The sequence below is a fragment of the Micromonospora lupini genome (assembly GCF_026342015.1).
In the GTDB taxonomy this organism is placed as follows: Bacteria; Actinomycetota; Actinomycetes; order Mycobacteriales; family Micromonosporaceae; genus Micromonospora; species Micromonospora lupini_B.
The window spans coordinates 2,358,465-2,374,093 of record NZ_JAPENL010000001.1 but is presented as its reverse complement, the minus strand read 5'-3'; the positions used below and the strand labels follow the sequence as shown (position 1 = coordinate 2,374,093).

Here is a 15,629-nt window from a genome sequence, read left to right as displayed (position 1 = left end):
GACCGGGAATGCCGTACCACCACCGGCACCAACATTAGGCACCGTCCGGGTCGCGGGGGTGACGCTGACGTGAAGATCGTGTTTCACGCGTCCCGGCGCAGACCCCCCGCGACCTGCTCGGCGATCAACTCGTACGACCGCACCCGGTCCTTCACGTCGTAGACCAGGGTGGTGAGCATCAGCTCGTCCGCGGCGGTGCGCTCCTGCAACTCGGTCAGCTGCCGGCGCACCGTCTTCGGCGAGCCCAGCGCCTGACCGTCGCGCCGCTGCAGCACGAACTCCCGCTCGATCTCCGTGTACGGGTACGCCGCCGCCTCGTCGGGCGTCGACAGCGGCTCCGGTCGACCGGAGCGCAGCTTCAGAAACGACAGCGCGCTCGGCCCGGCCAGCCACTCGGCCCGCTCGTCGGTCTCGGCGCACACCGCGTTGACGGCCACCATCGCGTACGGCTTGTCCAGCCACTGCGACGGCCGGAAGTTCTGCCGGTACAGCGCCAACGCCGGCAGCGTGTTCGCCGAGCTGAAGTGGTGCGCGAAGGAGAACGGCAGACCCAGCAGGCCGGCCAGCTGGGCGCTGAAACCGCTGGAGCCCAACAGCCACACGGCAGGCTGCTCACCCCGACCCGGGGTGGCGATGATCTGCCCCGGCTTCTCCCCGCTGAAGTAGTTCATCAGGTCCGTCAGCTCACGCGGGAAACCCTCCGCCGACAGGCCCTCCATGGTGCGCCGCAACGCCAGCGCCGTCACCTGGTCGGTGCCGGGGGCCCGCCCGATGCCCAGGTCGATCCGACCGGGGTGCAGCGCCTCCAGGGTGCCGAACTGCTCGGCCACCACAAGCGGCGCGTGGTTGGGCAGCATCACCCCGCCCGAGCCGAGACGGATCGTCGACGTGTTCGCGGCCAGGTGCGCCAGCAGCACCGCCGGCGCGGAGCTGGCGATCGCCGGCATGTTGTGGTGCTCGGCCACCCAGAACCGGTGGTAGCCCAACTCCTCGGTGCGCCGGGCCAGCTCGGTGGTGGCCTCCAAGGCCGCGCCGGCGGTGGTGCCCTTGGCGACCGGGGCAAGATCAAGAACAGACAACGGTACGGTGATCACACGCAGTGCCAACTCCCCGGCCTGCCCGTTCATTCCGCGGGCCTGCGCTCAGCCCATCCCGCGAGCCTGTTCGAAGATCAGGCTGGTCTGTGTGTGCTGCACCACCGGGTCGACCGCGAGATGGTCCAGCACGAAGTCCCGCAGCGCGTCCCCCGACGCCGCCCGCACGTGCAGCACGTAATCCTCCGCGCCGGCGACGTGGAACACCGACACCACCCCGGGCAGGCGCACCGACCGGGCCCGGAACGCGTCCACCGCCGCCCGCTCGTGCGCGGTCAACCGCACCGACACCAACGCCTGCAACGGCAGGCCCAGCGCGGCCGGGTCCACCTCCGCGTGGAATCCCCGGATCGCCCCGCGCTCGCGTAACGCCCGCGTCCGCGTCAGACACGTCGACGGCGCCACCCCCACCCGCTCGGCGAGAGCGTTGTTCGGCAGCCGGCCGTCCGCCGCCAACTCGGCGAGGATCGCGCGGTCCACCTCGTCCAGGGCCGGATACGGCCGTACTTCGTTCGGCTCAGGGGGCATCCGACCATCCTTCACCGAATGTCTCGACTAATCCAGTATGCGGTTCAGAATTATCCACCGAGCCATTGCCTCACCGGCACCGGATGTTCGACGCTACCGCCATGACGACGGTGGACACCCGGGCCGTACACGCCGGCCGCGACGACCTGCGCACGCTCGGCGTGCACGTGCCACCGATCGACCTCTCCACCACCAACCCGCTGCCCTCGGTCGACGGCGGCGGCGACGCCTACGAACACCTCGCCACCGGCGGCACCCTCCCCGCCGACGGCAGCGCCGTCTACCAGCGGCTCTGGAACCCCACAGTCGCCCGCTTCGAAACCGCCCTCGCCGAGTTGGAGGGCACCGCCCAGGCCGTCGCCTTCGCCAGCGGCATGGCCGCCCTCACCGCCACCCTGCTCGCCGCCACCCGCGACGGTAAGCGCCACATCGTCGCCGTCCGACCCCTCTACGGCGGCACCGACCACGTCCTCGCCACCGGACTGCTCGGCACCACAGTCACCTGGGCCCACCCCGACCAGGTCGCCGCCGCCATCCGCCCCGACACCGCGCTGATCGTCATCGAGACGCCCGCCAACCCCACCCTCGACCTCGTCGACATCGCCGCCCTCGCCACCGCCGCCGGCGACGTACCAGTGCTCGTCGACAACACAGTCGCCACCCCCGTGCTCCAACAGCCCGCCCGGCACGGCGCCACCCTCGTCCTGCACAGCGCCACCAAGAGCATCGGCGGGCACGGCGACGTCCTCGCCGGCGTCGTCGCCTGCGACGCCGACTGGGCCGTCCGACTGCGCCAGGTCCGCGCCGTCACCGGCGCGATCCTGCACCCCCTCGGCGGCTACCTCCTGCACCGCGGCCTGCAGACCCTGCCGCTGCGGGTCCGCGCCCAACAGGCCACCGCCGAGAAACTCGCCGGCTGGCTCGCCGGCCACCAGGCCGTACACCGGGTGCACCACCCCTCGGTGTACGACCCGGCGGCGCTTGTCGGCCGGCAGATGGCCGGCCCCGGAAGCCTGCTCGCCTTCGAGGTACGCGGCGGCGCGCCCGCCGCCGCCACAGTCGCCGCCGCCTGCCGGCTGATCACCCACGCCGTGTCCCTCGGCGGCGTGGACACCCTCATCCAGCACCCCGCCTCGCTCACCCACCGGCCCGTCGAGGGCGACGCGAAACCCGACGGCGCGCTGCTGCGCCTCTCCGTCGGCCTGGAGGACCCCGACGACCTGCGCGCCGATCTCGCCCGGGCGCTCGACACGATCGTCTGATCAGCGCAGCTCGCGGTTACCCAGCACCCGGGTCGGCGAGCCCTCCCGGGCCACCCGCAGCATCGCCCGGCCGATCCCGTCGGTGGTGGTGACCTGGTTCGGGAACAGTCGGCGCAGTACCGGGACCAACGGACCGGTCGCCGCGTAGAGCACCCGGTACCACCGCGTCCTCGACACCGCCCCGTACGTCGGCTGGATGAACCCCGGTCGCGCCGCGTACCCGTTGGGCAGCAGATCGATGATCGCGTTCTCGGCACGACCCTTGACCCGCGCCCACATCACCCGACCCCGCTCCGACGAGTCGGTGCCCACACCCGAGACGTAGATGAACGTGACAGGGGGACTCACCTCGGCCAGCACCCGCGCCGCGGCGAGGGGATAGTCGTAGCTGACCCGCGTGTACGACGCCTCGTCCATACCCACCGACGAGACCCCCAGACAGTAGAAACAGGCGTCGACTCCGGTCAGCTCCGCGCGTACCGCCTCCAGGTCACCCACGTCGGGCACCGTCAGCTCGCGCAGCTTCGGATCCTGCCGACCGGTCGGCCGCCGGCCGACGGTGACCACCTCCCGCACGTCCTCGGCGAGCAGGCACTCCCGCAGCACGCCCTGGCCGACCATCCCGGTCGCACCGAAAATGACCACCCGCATCAGCTTGCACCCCTGTCGTCGACGTCGTTCCCGTCAGGCTCCCACGGGCGGCATGACCGCCAACGGTCCGGGAAAGCCGGGCACCGGCGGAGTCACCCGCTACATCAGCAGATACGGCTCCGACCGGGTCAGCCGAGGAATCCTGCTCGCCCCACTCGCACCGTTCCTGCGCACGACCAACAGGTCAGCGAGGAAGCACGGCATCCCGTGGACCCACGCCGACGAGGTCAACAAGGCGATCACGGACTTCATCGGCGCGCCGACGATGGCCCGCGCGTAACGTCGACCGTCAGGACTTCGGGCCGACGTGCCGGTCCAGTGCGGCGACGGCGCCGCGCCGCGCCACCGACAGCGAGTTGCGGCGGTTCGTCCGCCAGGCGATGCCGAGCAGGTCGAGGCCCCACTGGCAGAGCCCCATGATGTCGCTCGACTCGTTGACGAACAGGTAGCGCGGGTAGACGTAGTGCCTGCCGCGCGTGGTGACCCGGTTGGCGATGCGGCAGCCGTCGGAGTGGAACAGCCCGCGCAGGAAGTGGCCTGGGTGCTCAGCAACGAGCTCGCGCTGCCAGTCGGCCAGGATGATCGGCCGTTCGTGTTTCTTGCCGGGGCCATGCTGGGGGAGCAGGCATGGCCAGTGCTTGCCGTAGCTCTGCACACTCACGCACCCGGTCTGCTGGACGCGCTGCACCTTTGTGGCGAGCACCGTCCGCATCGTCGCGTCACATGCCTCGATCAAGCCCGGCCAGGTATCGCTGCAGGCGATGCGCAGGACGGGGACCCGGGCGGACATGACGAGATGCCCGTCGCCCAGGTAGAGGCCGAGGAGGTAGGGGTACGCAGACGGGTCTGTCTGATTGTCGACGTCGGGTCGGCAGCGGAAGCACCGGAGCCCGGTGCCGTGCTCTCTCGGCTCGGCCTGCCCCTTGCACCAGCCTCGAACGGTTGGGTAAGGAAGACTCAAGCGTCGGGCAACTTCGGCGACCGTGCTGCCAGCACGGTGCTGCTGCCGCGCACGAATGCGCAGTTCGAGTGGATGCACGGGCCTAGTTTGGAACAGCCGTACGACAGGTTTGGTGCCCCCGGTGGGATTCGAACCCACACTATATGCAGTTTGAGTGCATCGTCTCTGCCATTGGACTACAGGGGCCGTCGGTTTCCCGGCCTGGATAGATTACCCACTACGCTGAGGGCGGTGACACCCGGCTGGGCGGGTGTCGGGTTCTGACTGGTGGGGGTAGGGCTGGTGGCTGAGACGCCGACGGATGCCGAGCGTAGGCGCGTACTGATCGCCGAGGACGAGGCGTTGATCCGGCTGGACCTCGCCGAGATGCTTGTCGAAGAGGGCTACGAGGTGGTGGGGGAGGCCGGCGACGGCGAGACCGCCGTGCGCCTCGCCGAGGAGTTGAAGCCCGACCTCGTCATCCTCGACATCAAGATGCCGATCATGGATGGGCTGGCCGCCGCCGAGCGGATCGCCGGCGCCCGGATCGCCCCGGTGATCATCCTGACCGCGTTCAGCCAGCGGGACCTGGTGGAGCGGGCGCGGGCGGCGGGCGCGATGGCGTACCTGGTGAAGCCCTTCCAGAAGAGTGACCTGGTCCCGGCGGTGGAGATCGCGCTGTCGCGCTACTCGGAGGTCGCGGCCCTGGAGGCCGAGGTCGCGAGCCTTACCGACCGTCTGGAGATCCGTAAGGCGGTGGAGCGTGCCAAGGGCGCGCTGATGACGACGTACGGGATGACCGAACCGCAGGCGTTCAAGTGGATCCAGCGCACGGCGATGGACCACCGGATGACCATGAAGGAGGTCGCCGAGCGGATCCTCACGGAGACCGCCGGCGGCGAGGTGCCGCAGCAGCCGACAGTCTGAGCGCGTCTGCCCTGCTCGGGGTCACCGCGTACGCCCCATGGTGGCTAGCATCGAGGGGTGTCCCTCCGACGGGTGATTGCGGTGTTCGGCCTCTTCGCGCTGCTGCTCGCCGGCTGTGACGGGCCGGCCGCGCCGAGCGGCGACGCGTCGACGAGCGCCGGGCCGACTGTGGCTGCCGCGCCGGGGTTGCGGCCGGCGTGGCAGTCGTTGACGCTGCCGGCGCCTCCGGGTGGCGCGGGCCGCCTGTTGGTGCGGGACGTGGCGGCGTGCGCCGGCCGGTGGTTCCTGGTCGGTGGTGTCGCGGACTCCGCTGGCGGCACGCGCCCGGCGGCCTGGACCAGCGTGGACGGTACGGCGTGGACGGTGCTGCCGGTGCGGGCGGATTCGTTCTACGGCAAGCAGAACGTGCTCTCGTCGGTGGCGTGCCGCGACGCTCGCGCCGCGGTGATCGGCGCGAAGGTCGGCGGGGCGCACGGCTATCCGCGGGTGAGCACGTGGCGGCAGGTGGCCGACGGCGCGCTCGTCGAGGTGCAGGCGTCGTTCGAGACGTACGGCGGGCCGAAGGCGGTCAACGTGTCCCGCCTGGCGGCGGGTCCGTCGGGCTGGTTGATCGTGGGCAACCGTTCGGCGGGTGCGGCCTCGTGGGTGTCGTCGCCGGCGGCCGCGGAGTTCGCGCTTGTCGAGGGCGCGCCGGGGTTGGCGAGTGACGCCACGGGGGTGACCTGGGCGTTCGACGCGGCGGCGACATCGTCGGGTTGGCTGGCGGTGGGTGGTCTGCTGCCGGCCGGCCGGATCGACCGGGACCCGGCGGTGTGGTCGTCGCCGGACGGGCGGTCGTGGCAGCGCACGGTGTTGCCGGGTGGTCCGGAGTACGAGGAGTTGCAGCGGGTGGTGCTGGCCGGCGGGGTGCCGGTGGCGGTCGGGCTGCGGGGGGCGACGTTCGGCGCGTGGCGTCAGGAGGCGGCCGGCTGGGTGGCGGCGGGGGCGTTCGGGGGGCGGTCGGGGTCGGGGGTGCCCCAGGTGGCGTCGCTGGTGGCCTCCGGTGATCGGCTGTTCGCCGCGGTGGCGGACGGTGGGCGTTACTCGGTGTGGGTGTCGACGGATCGGGGTGGGTCGTGGCGGGAGGCCGCGATGCCACTGGATGTGGCGGCGGGCGCTGACCGGGATGTGGCGTTGGTGGCGGTGGGTGACCGGTGGTGGTTGGCGGTGGACGACGGTTCGCGGTCCGGGTTGTGGTGGGCGGACGGGGTGGGCGCCTGAGGGTGGGGTGCGGCGCCGCAGGGCTGCCCATCGGGTTGTTTCCGCAGGTCAGGTGGCTGTTCGGTGGTCGTTGGCGGTCCGGATGGGTGTGGGCGTGCTCCGACCGGCCGCGGGCTTAAGGACCGATCGACGGATTCACCTGTTACGCGCATCGACAGGATTGCCCACGTCTTCGTAACGGTTTCGCAGACCCCGCGTCCAGGCCTTCCGGGACGGTATGCGGTGTCGGTACGCTCCGCCATCACGAGCCGTTACGCAGGGGGCGTCCCTGCGGGGTGGGTGGATCTGCGGGCTGCGTGCTGTCGCCGTCACTACGGGTCAGCCGCGTCCGCATCTGGAGGAGGTCAGGAAGCCGTGAGGCGAAGCTATGTACGGGCGCTGGGCACTGTTGCGCTCGCCGCGACCCTGGTGGTCGCGGCTGGTTGCCAGGACACCGGTGGCGGTGACGGTGGGACCGCGTCCGGTGACTGCGGTGGCAAGATCGCGATCTTCGGCGCGTTCACCGGTGACAACGCGGGTCTGGTGATCCCGTCGCTCAACGGCGCGAAGCTCGCCGTGAAGCAGTTCAACGAGGCGAACCCGAACTGCAAGGTCACCATGCAGGAGTTCGACACCCAGGGCGACCCGGCCGTGGCGACCCCGTTCGCGAACCAGATCGCGGGTGACAACTCGTTCCTCGGTGTCATCGGTGGCCACTTCTCCGGTGAGTCGGACGCCACGATGCCGATCTACCAGGCCGCTGGTCTGGCCATGGTCAGCCCGTCGGCGACCCGTACGGACCTGACCCAGAAGGGCAACACGTCCTTCTACCGGGTGGTCGGCAACGACGGCACGCAGGCCGGCGCGGTGGCGAGCTACCTGAAGGCGCAGAACGCGCAGAAGGTCTTCATGGTCGATGACGCCAGCGCGTACGGCGCGGGCATCACCGAGGAGCTGGGCAAGCAGCTCGGCCCGCTGGTGGTCAACAAGGACAAGATCCAGGAGCGGCAGGCGCAGTTCGACGCCACCATCTCCAAGATCAAGTCGGCGAAGGCGGACTACGTCTTCTACGGCGGTTACACCCGTGAGGCCGCGCCGCTGGTGAAGCAGATGCGCGCCGCCGGTGTCCAGGCCAAGTTCGTCGGCCCGGACGGTCTGTACGACCCGGCGTTCCCGAAGGGTGCCTCCGGTGGCGCCGAGGGCGCGATCATCACCTGCCCGTGCCTCCCGGCCGACAAGGCCGGCGGCACCTTCTCCGCCGACTACCAGAAGGAGTACGGCATCGCGCCGGGCTCCTACGGTGCTGAGGGCTACGACGGCGCCAAGATCTACCTGGACGCCTTCAAGGACGGCAAGAAGACCCGGGCGGACATCCTGGCGTACGTGAAGGCGTACGACAAGCAGGGCGTGTCGAAGTACATCAAGTTCGACTCCAAGGGCGACGTCGACCCGTCGAAGGTCGTCATCTGGGCCTACCAGATCAAGGGCGAGGCCATCGAGCCGCTGCAGGAGCTCAAGCTCAGCTGACGCCAAGGCGATGGAGTGCGGCCGGGGTGAATCACCCCGGCCGCACTCGATTCAAGGAGACCCCCGGTGCATTTCGATGAACTGATCGGTCATCTCGGCCAGCACACGGTCGATGGCCTTTCCAAGGGCGCCATCTACGCCCTGATCGCCCTTGGCTACACACTCGTCTATGGCGTCCTCCGTCTGATCAACTTCGCGCACTCCGAGGTCTTCATGGTCGGCACCTTCGCGGTGCTGATCCTGTGGAACCAGCTCGGGGTGGAAAATAACCCCCCTATCGGCCAGGCGATCCTGTTCCTGGTGCTCGGCCTCATCGTCGCGGCGGTCGCCTCGGGCGGTACGGCTCTGGCGCTGGAGCGGGTCGCGTACCGGCCGCTGCGGCGCAAGAACGCGCCGCCGCTGATCTTCCTGATCACCGCGATCGGCCTGTCGCTTGTGTTCGTGGAGCTCTTCGGGCAGGTGCTGCCCAAGCTGTTGGGTGGCGTGCTGCCGGACGTGTTCGGCCGGCCCCGGCAGATCGTCGGTATGCCGACGATCATCGAGCAGAAGACCCTGTTCACGATCGGCAACACGGGGATCACGAACATCCAGCTGATCGTGTTCGTCGCGGCTGTGGCGATGATGGCGCTGCTGGACTGGTTCATCAACCGCACCCGGTACGGCCGGGGCGTGCGCGCGGTGGCGCAGAACCCGGAGACGGCCGCGCTGATGGGCGTCAACCAGGAGCGCGTCATCATGCTGATCTTCGTGCTGGGCGGCATCATGGCCGGCGCCGCGGCTCTGCTGTGGAGCATGCGGTTCGGGTTCACCCAGAACAGCATCGGCTTCGTGCTCGGTCTGAAGGCGTTCACCGCCGCGGTCCTGGGCGGCATCGGTAACCTGCGCGGCGCGCTGCTGGGTGGCCTCTTCCTCGGCATCGTCGAGGTCTACGGCGCCACGCTCTTCGCGTCCAACTGGGAGGACGTCATCGCCTTCGTGGTGCTGATCGTGGTGCTGATGTTCCGGCCGACCGGTCTGTTGGGCGAGTCGCTCGGGAGGGCCCGCGCATGATCAACAAGATTCGCTCCGCCGACCAGCGTCGGGTGACGCTGCTGACAGGCATCGGCGACCGCTGGCGGGCGCTCACGAAGTGGCAGCAGGCGCTCGGGCTGGCCGCCTTCGTGGCGATCCTCTACTACCTGCCGCTCCTGGGCATTCCGGGCCTGACCTGGCTGCGGACCGACTCGATCCAGGGCGGCAACAACTGGGCGGGCGTGCTCTTCGTCTGCGCCATCTACGTGCTGGTGGCGATCGGCCTGAACGTGGTGGTCGGTCTCGCCGGCCTGCTCGACCTGGGCTACATCGGCTTCTTCGCCATCGGCGCGTACAGCGTGGCGTTGTTCGGTTCGGTGAACTCCCCGGTCGTGAAGTGGATCCAGCAGGAGTTCAACCTCCCGCCCACGTGGGCGGTGACCTGGGCGATCTGCCTGTTCATCGCGATCGTGCTGACCATGATCTCCGGAGTGCTGCTGGGCTGGCCGACGCTGCGGCTGCGCGGTGACTACCTGGCCATCGTGACGCTGGGCTTCGGTGAGATCATCCGCATCGTGGCCCGCAACGCCACAGGTCTCACCAACGGCCCGGTGGGCATCTCGGCCATCCCCGGCCCGGAGGGTGCGCCGTCGCCGGACAACAAGGTCTTCGGCCTGATCGACGCGAAGCCCTGGTACTGGTTGGCGATCACGTTCGTGCTGATCATGGTCTTCCTGGTGCGCCGGCTGGAGCACAGCCGGGTCGGCCGGGCGTGGCTGGCGGTCCGCGAGGACGAGGACGCCGCCGCGGTGATGGGTGTGTACCCGTTCAAGTTCAAGCTCTGGGCGTTCGCCATCGGCGCGGCGCTCGGTGGCCTGTCGGGCTTCCTCTTCGGCAGCCGGAACGCGTTCATCGACCCGACCCAGTTCAACGCGAACCTGTCCATCCTCTTCGTGGCGATGGTGGTGGTCGGCGGCTCCGGCAACATGATCGGCGTCTCGCTCGGCGCGGTGCTGCTGGCGTACCTGCCGGAGCGGTTCCGCGACTTCGCCGACTACCGGTGGCTGGTCTTCGGTCTGGCCATGGTGCTGGTGATGATCCTGCGTCCGCAGGGTCTCGTGCCCAGCCGGCGGCGTGCCCGCGAGTTGTCCGACCGCGCGGCCGAGGCAGAGGAGGTGCCCGCTCGTGTCTGACCAGTCCACCAGCGCCGTGACGCCGAAGATCCCGACTCAGCCGGGGCCTCGGCAGGTGCTTCTCGAAGTCGACGACGTCACGCTCCGCTTCGGCGGCGTGGTCGCGCTTGACAAGATCAATTTCCAGATCTACGAGGGCGAGATCCTCGGCCTCATCGGACCCAACGGCGCCGGCAAGACCACCAGCTTCAACGTGATGACAGGGGTCTACAAGCCGACCTCGGGCGCGGTCCGGTTCCGGGGTCAGAAGGTGACCGGCCGCAAGCCGCACCAGATCAGCCAGTTGGGCATCTCCCGGACGTTCCAGAACATCCGTCTCTTCCCGGAGATGACGGCGCTGGAGAACGTCATGGTCGGCACGGACTCCCGGCACAAGACGAGCGTGCCGGGAGCGCTGTTCCGGCTCTACCGGGTCCGGCCCAAGCCGGAGGAGCTGCCGCAGGTCACCGCCGCGTCCGGGATCGCCCGGACCTGGCAGCAGGTACGCCTGTCGGCCGCGAAGATCTTCGGCCTGTCCCGGCACATCCTGGAGGAGCGGGCGGCGGAGGCCAAGGCGCTCGAGTTGCTGCGCTTCGTCGGGATCGCCGACCGGGCCAACGACGAGGCGCGCAACCTGCCGTACGGCTACCAGCGCCGGTTGGAGATCGCCCGCGCGCTGGCCACCGAGCCGAAGCTCATCTGCCTGGACGAGCCGGCCGCCGGCTTCAACCCGGCGGAGAAGGAGGAGCTCCTCGCCCTGATCCGGCAGATCCGTGACAAGGGCCTGACCGTCCTGCTCATCGAGCACGACATGCGGCTGGTCATGGGGGTCACCGACCGGATCGTGGTGCTGGAGTTCGGCCGCAAGATCGCCGAGGGTGCGCCCGCGGAGGTCAGCCGCGATCCGAAGGTGATCGCCGCGTACCTGGGGGAGCCCGCCGATGACGCTGCTTGAGCTCGAGAACGTCGCCGTCGCGTACGGCCGGATCGAGGCGCTGCACGGGATCAGCCTCCGGGTGGACGAGGGCGAGGTGGTGGCCCTGATCGGCGCGAACGGCGCCGGCAAGACCACCACGATGCGGGCCATCTCCGGGACCCGGTCGCTCGCCGGCGGAAAGATCACGTTCAACGGTGAGGACATCAGCAAGCTCCGGGCCGACCTGCGGGTGGTGCGGGGGCTGTGTCAGTCGCCGGAGGGTCGGCAGATCTTCCCCGGCATGACGGTCATGGAGAACCTGGACATGGGGGCGTACACCCGGCGGGACTCCGCTGGCATCGCCGCCGACCTGGAGCGGGTGCTGACCCTCTTCCCACGGCTGGCCGAGCGGCGCAAGCAGGCCGGCGGCACCCTCTCCGGCGGCGAGCAGCAGATGCTCGCGGTCGGCCGGGCGCTGATGAGCCGGCCGAAGCTGCTGTTGCTCGACGAGCCGTCGATGGGTCTGGCTCCGCTGGTGATCCGGCAGATCTTCGACATCATCACGGAGATCAACCAGCAGGGCACCACAATCCTGCTGGTCGAGCAGAACGCCCAGCAGGCGCTCTCCCGGGCACACCGCGGGTACGTGCTGGAGACCGGCCGGATCGTGAAGGAGGGTTCCGGTCAGGAACTTCTGCACGACCCGTCGGTCAAGGAGGCCTACCTCGGCGTGGCCTGACACACCGCATCCGGCGGCCGGTCGTCCCCTCAGGGGCGGCCGGCCGCCGGCGTCCGTGCCGGTGGTGTGTTTTCGCGCCCGTCGCGCGGTGCCGCCACCCGGGGTTGTCGGTGCGACGGACTAGAGTCGCTGCCGTGACAGCTACGACGCCGCGCCTGCTCCTCGTCGACGGACACTCCCTGGCATACCGGGCGTTCTTCGCCCTGCCCGTGGAAAACTTCTCCACCACGACGGGTCAGCCGACAAACGCGGTCTACGGCTTCACCTCGATGCTGATCAACGTCCTGCGCGACGAGCAGCCCACCCACATCGTCGTCGCCTTCGACGTCTCCCGCCGGTCCTTCCGCACCGAGAAGTACGCGGAGTACAAGGCGGGCCGCAGCGAGACCCCTACCGACTTCAAGGGTCAGGTCAGCCTCGTCAAGGAGGTCCTCGCCGCGCTCCAGATCCCGGTGGTCGAGATGGAGGGCTACGAGGCCGACGACGTCATCGCCACGCTCGCCTGCCAGGCCCGCGACCAGGGCATGTCGGTGCTCATCAGCAGCGGTGACCGCGACGCCTTCCAGTTGGTCGACGACCAGATCACCGTCCTCTACCCGCGCAAGGGCGTCTCCGACCTGGCCCGGATGGACCCGGCGGCGATCGAGGCGAAGTACGGCGTCGGGCCCCAGCAGTACCGGGACCTCGCCGCGCTTGTCGGTGAGACCAGCGACAACCTGCCCGGCGTCCCCGGCGTCGGCCCGAAGACCGCCGCCAAGTGGATCACCACGTACGGCGGGGTGGAGGGCGTGATCGCCCGCGCCGACGAGATCAAGGGCAAGGCCGGCGACAGCCTGCGCGAGCGGCTCGCCGACGTGATCCGCAACTACGAGATCAACAGGCTCGTCTCCGACCTCGAGCTGCCGCTGCGCCCGGAGGACACCCGCTGGGCCGGCTGGGACCGGGAGGCCGTGCACCAGGTCTTCGACACCCTCGAGTTCCGCATCCTGCGCGACCGCCTCTACCAGTACCTGGAGGCCGTCGAGCCGGAGGCCGAGTCGGGCTTCGACCTGACCGGCGAGGTGCTCACCGAGCCGGGTGGGCTCGCCGCCTGGCTGGGCACGCACGCCCCGACCGGCACCCCGGTCGGGCTCGCGGTCAAGCTCGACACCGGCCCCAACCGCCGGCACACCGCCTCGATCACCGGTCTGGCGCTGGCCAGCGCCGGCGGCGCGGCCGCCTGGGTGGACCCCACCGGGCTCGACGCCTCCGAGGAGAGCGCCCTCGCGGGCTGGCTGGCCGATGCGCAGCGGCCCAAGGTGCTGCACGACAGCAAGCCGGCGGTGCTGGCCTGCGCCGCGCACGGCTGGGAGTTGGCCGGCATCGTCCGCGACACCCAGATCGCCGCGTACCTGGCCCGCCCCGACCAGCGGTCCTACGACCTCACCGACCTGGCCCTGCGCTACCTGCACCGCGAGCTGCGGGTGGACGCCCCCGAGACCGGCCAGCTCACTCTCGACGGGCTGGGCGACGAGGGCGTGGCCGAGCAGAACCTCATGCTCCAGGCCCGCGCCACCCTCGACCTCGCCGACGCGATCGACGCCGAGCTGTCCCGCGACGGTGAGCAGTCCGCGCGGCTGATGGCCGGGGTGGAGTTGCCGCTGATGCGGGTGCTCGCCGGCATGGAGCGCACGGGCATCGCCGCCGACAACGACTACCTCCAGGAGTTGGAGGCGCACTTCGCCGGTGAGGTCAAGACCGCCGCGCAGGGGGCGTACGAGGCGGTGGGTCGGGAGTTCAACCTCGGCTCGCCCAAGCAGTTGCAGGAGATCCTCTTCACCGAGCTGGGCCTGCCGAAGACCAAGAAGATCAAGACGGGCTACACGACCGACGCCGACGCCCTGCAGTGGCTCTACGCGCAGCAGCCGCACCCGGTGCTGGCTCACCTGTTGCGCCACCGCGACGTCGCCAAGCTCAAGTCGACTGTCGACGGCCTGCTCAAGTCCGTCTCCGACGACGGCCGGATCCACACCACCTTCAACCAGACGGTGGCGGCCACCGGGCGGCTCTCCTCGACCGAGCCCAACCTGCAGAACATCCCGATCCGCACGGAGGAGGGCCGGCGCATCCGGCGGGCCTTCGTGGTGGGCGAGGGGTACGAGTCCCTGCTCACCGCCGACTACAGCCAGATCGAAATGCGGATCATGGCGCACCTCTCCTCGGACGACGCGCTGATCGAGGCGTTCAACTCAGGGGCCGACTTCCACGCCGCCACCGCCTCGTCGGTCTTCGGCGTGCCTGTCGACGAGGTCACCCCTGACCAGCGGCGCAAAATCAAGGCGATGAACTACGGCCTGGCGTACGGGCTCAGCGCGTTCGGCCTGTCCCAGCAGCTCTCCATCGGCACCGAAGAGGCGCGCGGCCTGATGGAGAACTACTTCGCCGGCTTCGGCGGAGTGCGCGACTACCTGCACCAGGTCGTCGCCAGGGCCCGTCAGGACGGCTACACGTCGACCATCCTGGGTCGGCGTCGCTACCTGCCCGACCTGGTGAGCGACAACCGGCAGCGCCGCGACATCGCCGAGCGGATGGCTCTCAACGCCCCCATCCAGGGGTCGGCCGCCGACATCATCAAGGTGGCGATGCTGCACGTCGACACCGCCCTCGGCGACGCCGGCCTGCGCTCGCGGATGCTGTTGCAGGTGCACGACGAGTTGGTCTTCGAGGTCGCCCCGGGTGAGCGGGAGGCGTTGGAGGCACTGGTGCGGCGTGAGATGGGTGGGGCGCACCCGCTGTCCGTGCCGCTGGAGGTGTCGGTCGGCCTGGGCCGGGACTGGAATTCCGCTGACCACTGATTTCGTGGTTGCGGTGTGGAGGTTCCGGGGCAGCCCGACCCACTCCGGGCGGTCAGGCTTGATCCCTGCGCGGGTCAGGCTGCCCCGGAACCCCTGACCCGGTCGCCCTGATCGCGGCCCTCGCCCTCGCACCGACCACTCGGCGCAACTTCGGGGAAAGTGCTGGGTCGTGGCGTTGTGAGGCAGCAAGTTCACCGATGTTGCGCGGATCTTGCGCGAATGACCGGCTACTTCAGGGGGTCGTGGCCCCAGTTCATGAGGGACCAGCGCCACTTGGTGTCGCGGACGTCGCCGGACGGCCGCTGGGCCATGTGCCGGCGGACGTAGCCGACCACCTTGCGCATGTGCTTGTAGTCGCCCTCGGACAGGTCGGCGCGCTTGCGGCGCAACAGGTTGATGATCTTCCTGCCGGATTCGTGCCCGACGGACTCGCCGCCGCCGGAGCGACCACCCTTGTGCCAGCCGACCTGCTTCGACTCGTCGGTCTCCAGCCAGGACGACAGCTCGCCGGGCTTCATGTTCACGGCCTCGGTGAACTCCCGGTAGGTGTCCCGGCCCTGCTCGTCACCTCTGCTCATGACGCAGCGCCTCGGGGCGGTGGGCCACGTCGTGGCCCGTACCGTCACTGCGGACCCGGTACTGCGGATCGTCGGGGGCCGCGTTCACGGCCCGCCCGCGGATCCGCGTCCGGTCGGTGATCTCCTCCTGCACCACGCCGTACGCGCGGCTGCCGTGGGCCGACCAGGAGACATGGTCGCCCTTGTGGAACCTCTGTTCGGCCATGGCCCT

At 69.8% G+C, this 15,629-nt stretch carries 15 protein-coding genes, 1 tRNA gene and 1 pseudogene; 10 read left to right on the top strand and 7 right to left on the bottom strand.

Translation table 11 applies throughout. The features are described from left to right. Positions 1-83: 83 nt before the first annotated feature. Both OOJ91_RS10350 and OOJ91_RS10345 read right to left on the bottom strand, forming a co-directional pair. Positions 84-1,127: an LLM class flavin-dependent oxidoreductase gene (locus OOJ91_RS10350; protein ID WP_266244396.1), complete on the bottom strand. Its 1,044-nt coding sequence runs from the start codon at positions 1,125-1,127 to the stop codon at positions 84-86. 15 nt (positions 1,128-1,142) lie between these two features. After that, entirely contained in the window at positions 1,143-1,622 is a 480-nt protein-coding gene (locus OOJ91_RS10345; protein WP_007462834.1) for an Lrp/AsnC family transcriptional regulator, read from the bottom strand. An 83-nt stretch (positions 1,623-1,705) separates the two neighbouring features. Here OOJ91_RS10345 and OOJ91_RS10340 point away from each other — a divergent pair, with 83 nt between their 5' ends. After that, complete coding sequence (locus OOJ91_RS10340) at positions 1,706-2,884, top strand: trans-sulfuration enzyme family protein (protein ID WP_266244395.1); 1,179 nt, start codon at positions 1,706-1,708, stop codon at positions 2,882-2,884. Here OOJ91_RS10340 and OOJ91_RS10335 read toward each other — a convergent pair whose 3' ends face one another. Beyond that, positions 2,885-3,535 (bottom strand): NAD-dependent epimerase/dehydratase family protein, encoded by a 651-nt coding sequence (locus tag OOJ91_RS10335; RefSeq protein WP_266244394.1) that lies wholly within the window; start codon positions 3,533-3,535, stop codon positions 2,885-2,887. Between the two features lie 52 nt (positions 3,536-3,587). Between OOJ91_RS10335 and OOJ91_RS10330 the strand changes: the two genes are divergently transcribed. Next, positions 3,588-3,815 (top strand): hypothetical protein, encoded by a 228-nt coding sequence (locus OOJ91_RS10330; protein ID WP_266244393.1) that lies wholly within the window; start codon positions 3,588-3,590, stop codon positions 3,813-3,815. A gap of 9 nt (positions 3,816-3,824) precedes the next feature. Here OOJ91_RS10330 and OOJ91_RS10325 read toward each other — a convergent pair whose 3' ends face one another. Together OOJ91_RS10325 and OOJ91_RS10320 are read right to left on the bottom strand one after the other, a co-directional pair. Further along, the gene (locus tag OOJ91_RS10325; RefSeq protein ID WP_266244392.1) at positions 3,825-4,574 is read right to left on the bottom strand and encodes a transcriptional regulator; all 750 of its coding nucleotides are present in this window, start codon (positions 4,572-4,574) and stop codon (positions 3,825-3,827) included. Positions 4,575-4,606: 32 nt separating this feature from the next. Next, a tRNA-Leu gene (locus OOJ91_RS10320) sits at positions 4,607-4,682 on the bottom strand. A gap of 96 nt (positions 4,683-4,778) precedes the next feature. On the opposite strand from OOJ91_RS10320, the gene OOJ91_RS10315 reads away from it, so the two are divergent. From OOJ91_RS10315 to polA, 8 genes are all read left to right on the top strand, one after another. Beyond that, positions 4,779-5,402 carry an ANTAR domain-containing response regulator gene (locus OOJ91_RS10315; RefSeq protein WP_266244391.1) on the top strand — a complete coding sequence of 208 codons (624 nt, stop codon included), beginning with the start codon at positions 4,779-4,781 and terminating at the stop codon, positions 5,400-5,402. A 57-nt stretch (positions 5,403-5,459) separates the two neighbouring features. After that, complete coding sequence (locus OOJ91_RS10310) at positions 5,460-6,662, top strand: hypothetical protein (protein WP_266244390.1); 1,203 nt, start codon at positions 5,460-5,462, stop codon at positions 6,660-6,662. Between the two features lie 354 nt (positions 6,663-7,016). Beyond that, positions 7,017-8,168 (top strand): branched-chain amino acid ABC transporter substrate-binding protein, encoded by a 1,152-nt coding sequence (locus OOJ91_RS10305; RefSeq protein WP_266244389.1) that lies wholly within the window; start codon positions 7,017-7,019, stop codon positions 8,166-8,168. A gap of 66 nt (positions 8,169-8,234) precedes the next feature. Next, complete coding sequence (locus OOJ91_RS10300; protein WP_266244388.1) at positions 8,235-9,218, top strand: branched-chain amino acid ABC transporter permease; 984 nt, start codon at positions 8,235-8,237, stop codon at positions 9,216-9,218. After that, complete coding sequence (locus OOJ91_RS10295) at positions 9,215-10,372, top strand: branched-chain amino acid ABC transporter permease (protein WP_007462817.1); 1,158 nt, start codon at positions 9,215-9,217, stop codon at positions 10,370-10,372. Before OOJ91_RS10300 ends, OOJ91_RS10295 begins: the two co-directional genes overlap by 4 nt. A 16-nt stretch (positions 10,373-10,388) precedes the next feature. Then, positions 10,389-11,306: an ABC transporter ATP-binding protein gene (locus tag OOJ91_RS10290; protein WP_439117058.1), complete on the top strand. Its 918-nt coding sequence runs from the start codon at positions 10,389-10,391 to the stop codon at positions 11,304-11,306. Beyond that, positions 11,293-12,006 (top strand): ABC transporter ATP-binding protein, encoded by a 714-nt coding sequence (locus OOJ91_RS10285; RefSeq protein ID WP_266244387.1) that lies wholly within the window; start codon positions 11,293-11,295, stop codon positions 12,004-12,006. The genes OOJ91_RS10290 and OOJ91_RS10285 overlap by 14 nt, the downstream gene beginning before the upstream one ends. A gap of 134 nt (positions 12,007-12,140) precedes the next feature. Next, entirely contained in the window at positions 12,141-14,840 is a 2,700-nt protein-coding gene (gene polA / locus OOJ91_RS10280; RefSeq protein ID WP_266244386.1) for a DNA polymerase I, read from the top strand. A gap of 230 nt (positions 14,841-15,070) precedes the next feature. Here polA and OOJ91_RS10275 read toward each other — a convergent pair. Beyond that, positions 15,071-15,418, bottom strand: a pseudogene (locus OOJ91_RS10275) (DUF3140 domain-containing protein); the annotation flags it as partial. Continuing rightward, positions 15,405-15,623, bottom strand: coding sequence for a DUF2945 domain-containing protein (locus tag OOJ91_RS10270; protein WP_266244385.1), 219 nt, complete (start codon positions 15,621-15,623; stop codon positions 15,405-15,407). The gene OOJ91_RS10270 and the pseudogene OOJ91_RS10275, both read right to left, overlap by 14 nt. Between the last annotated feature and the right edge of the window lie 6 nt (positions 15,624-15,629).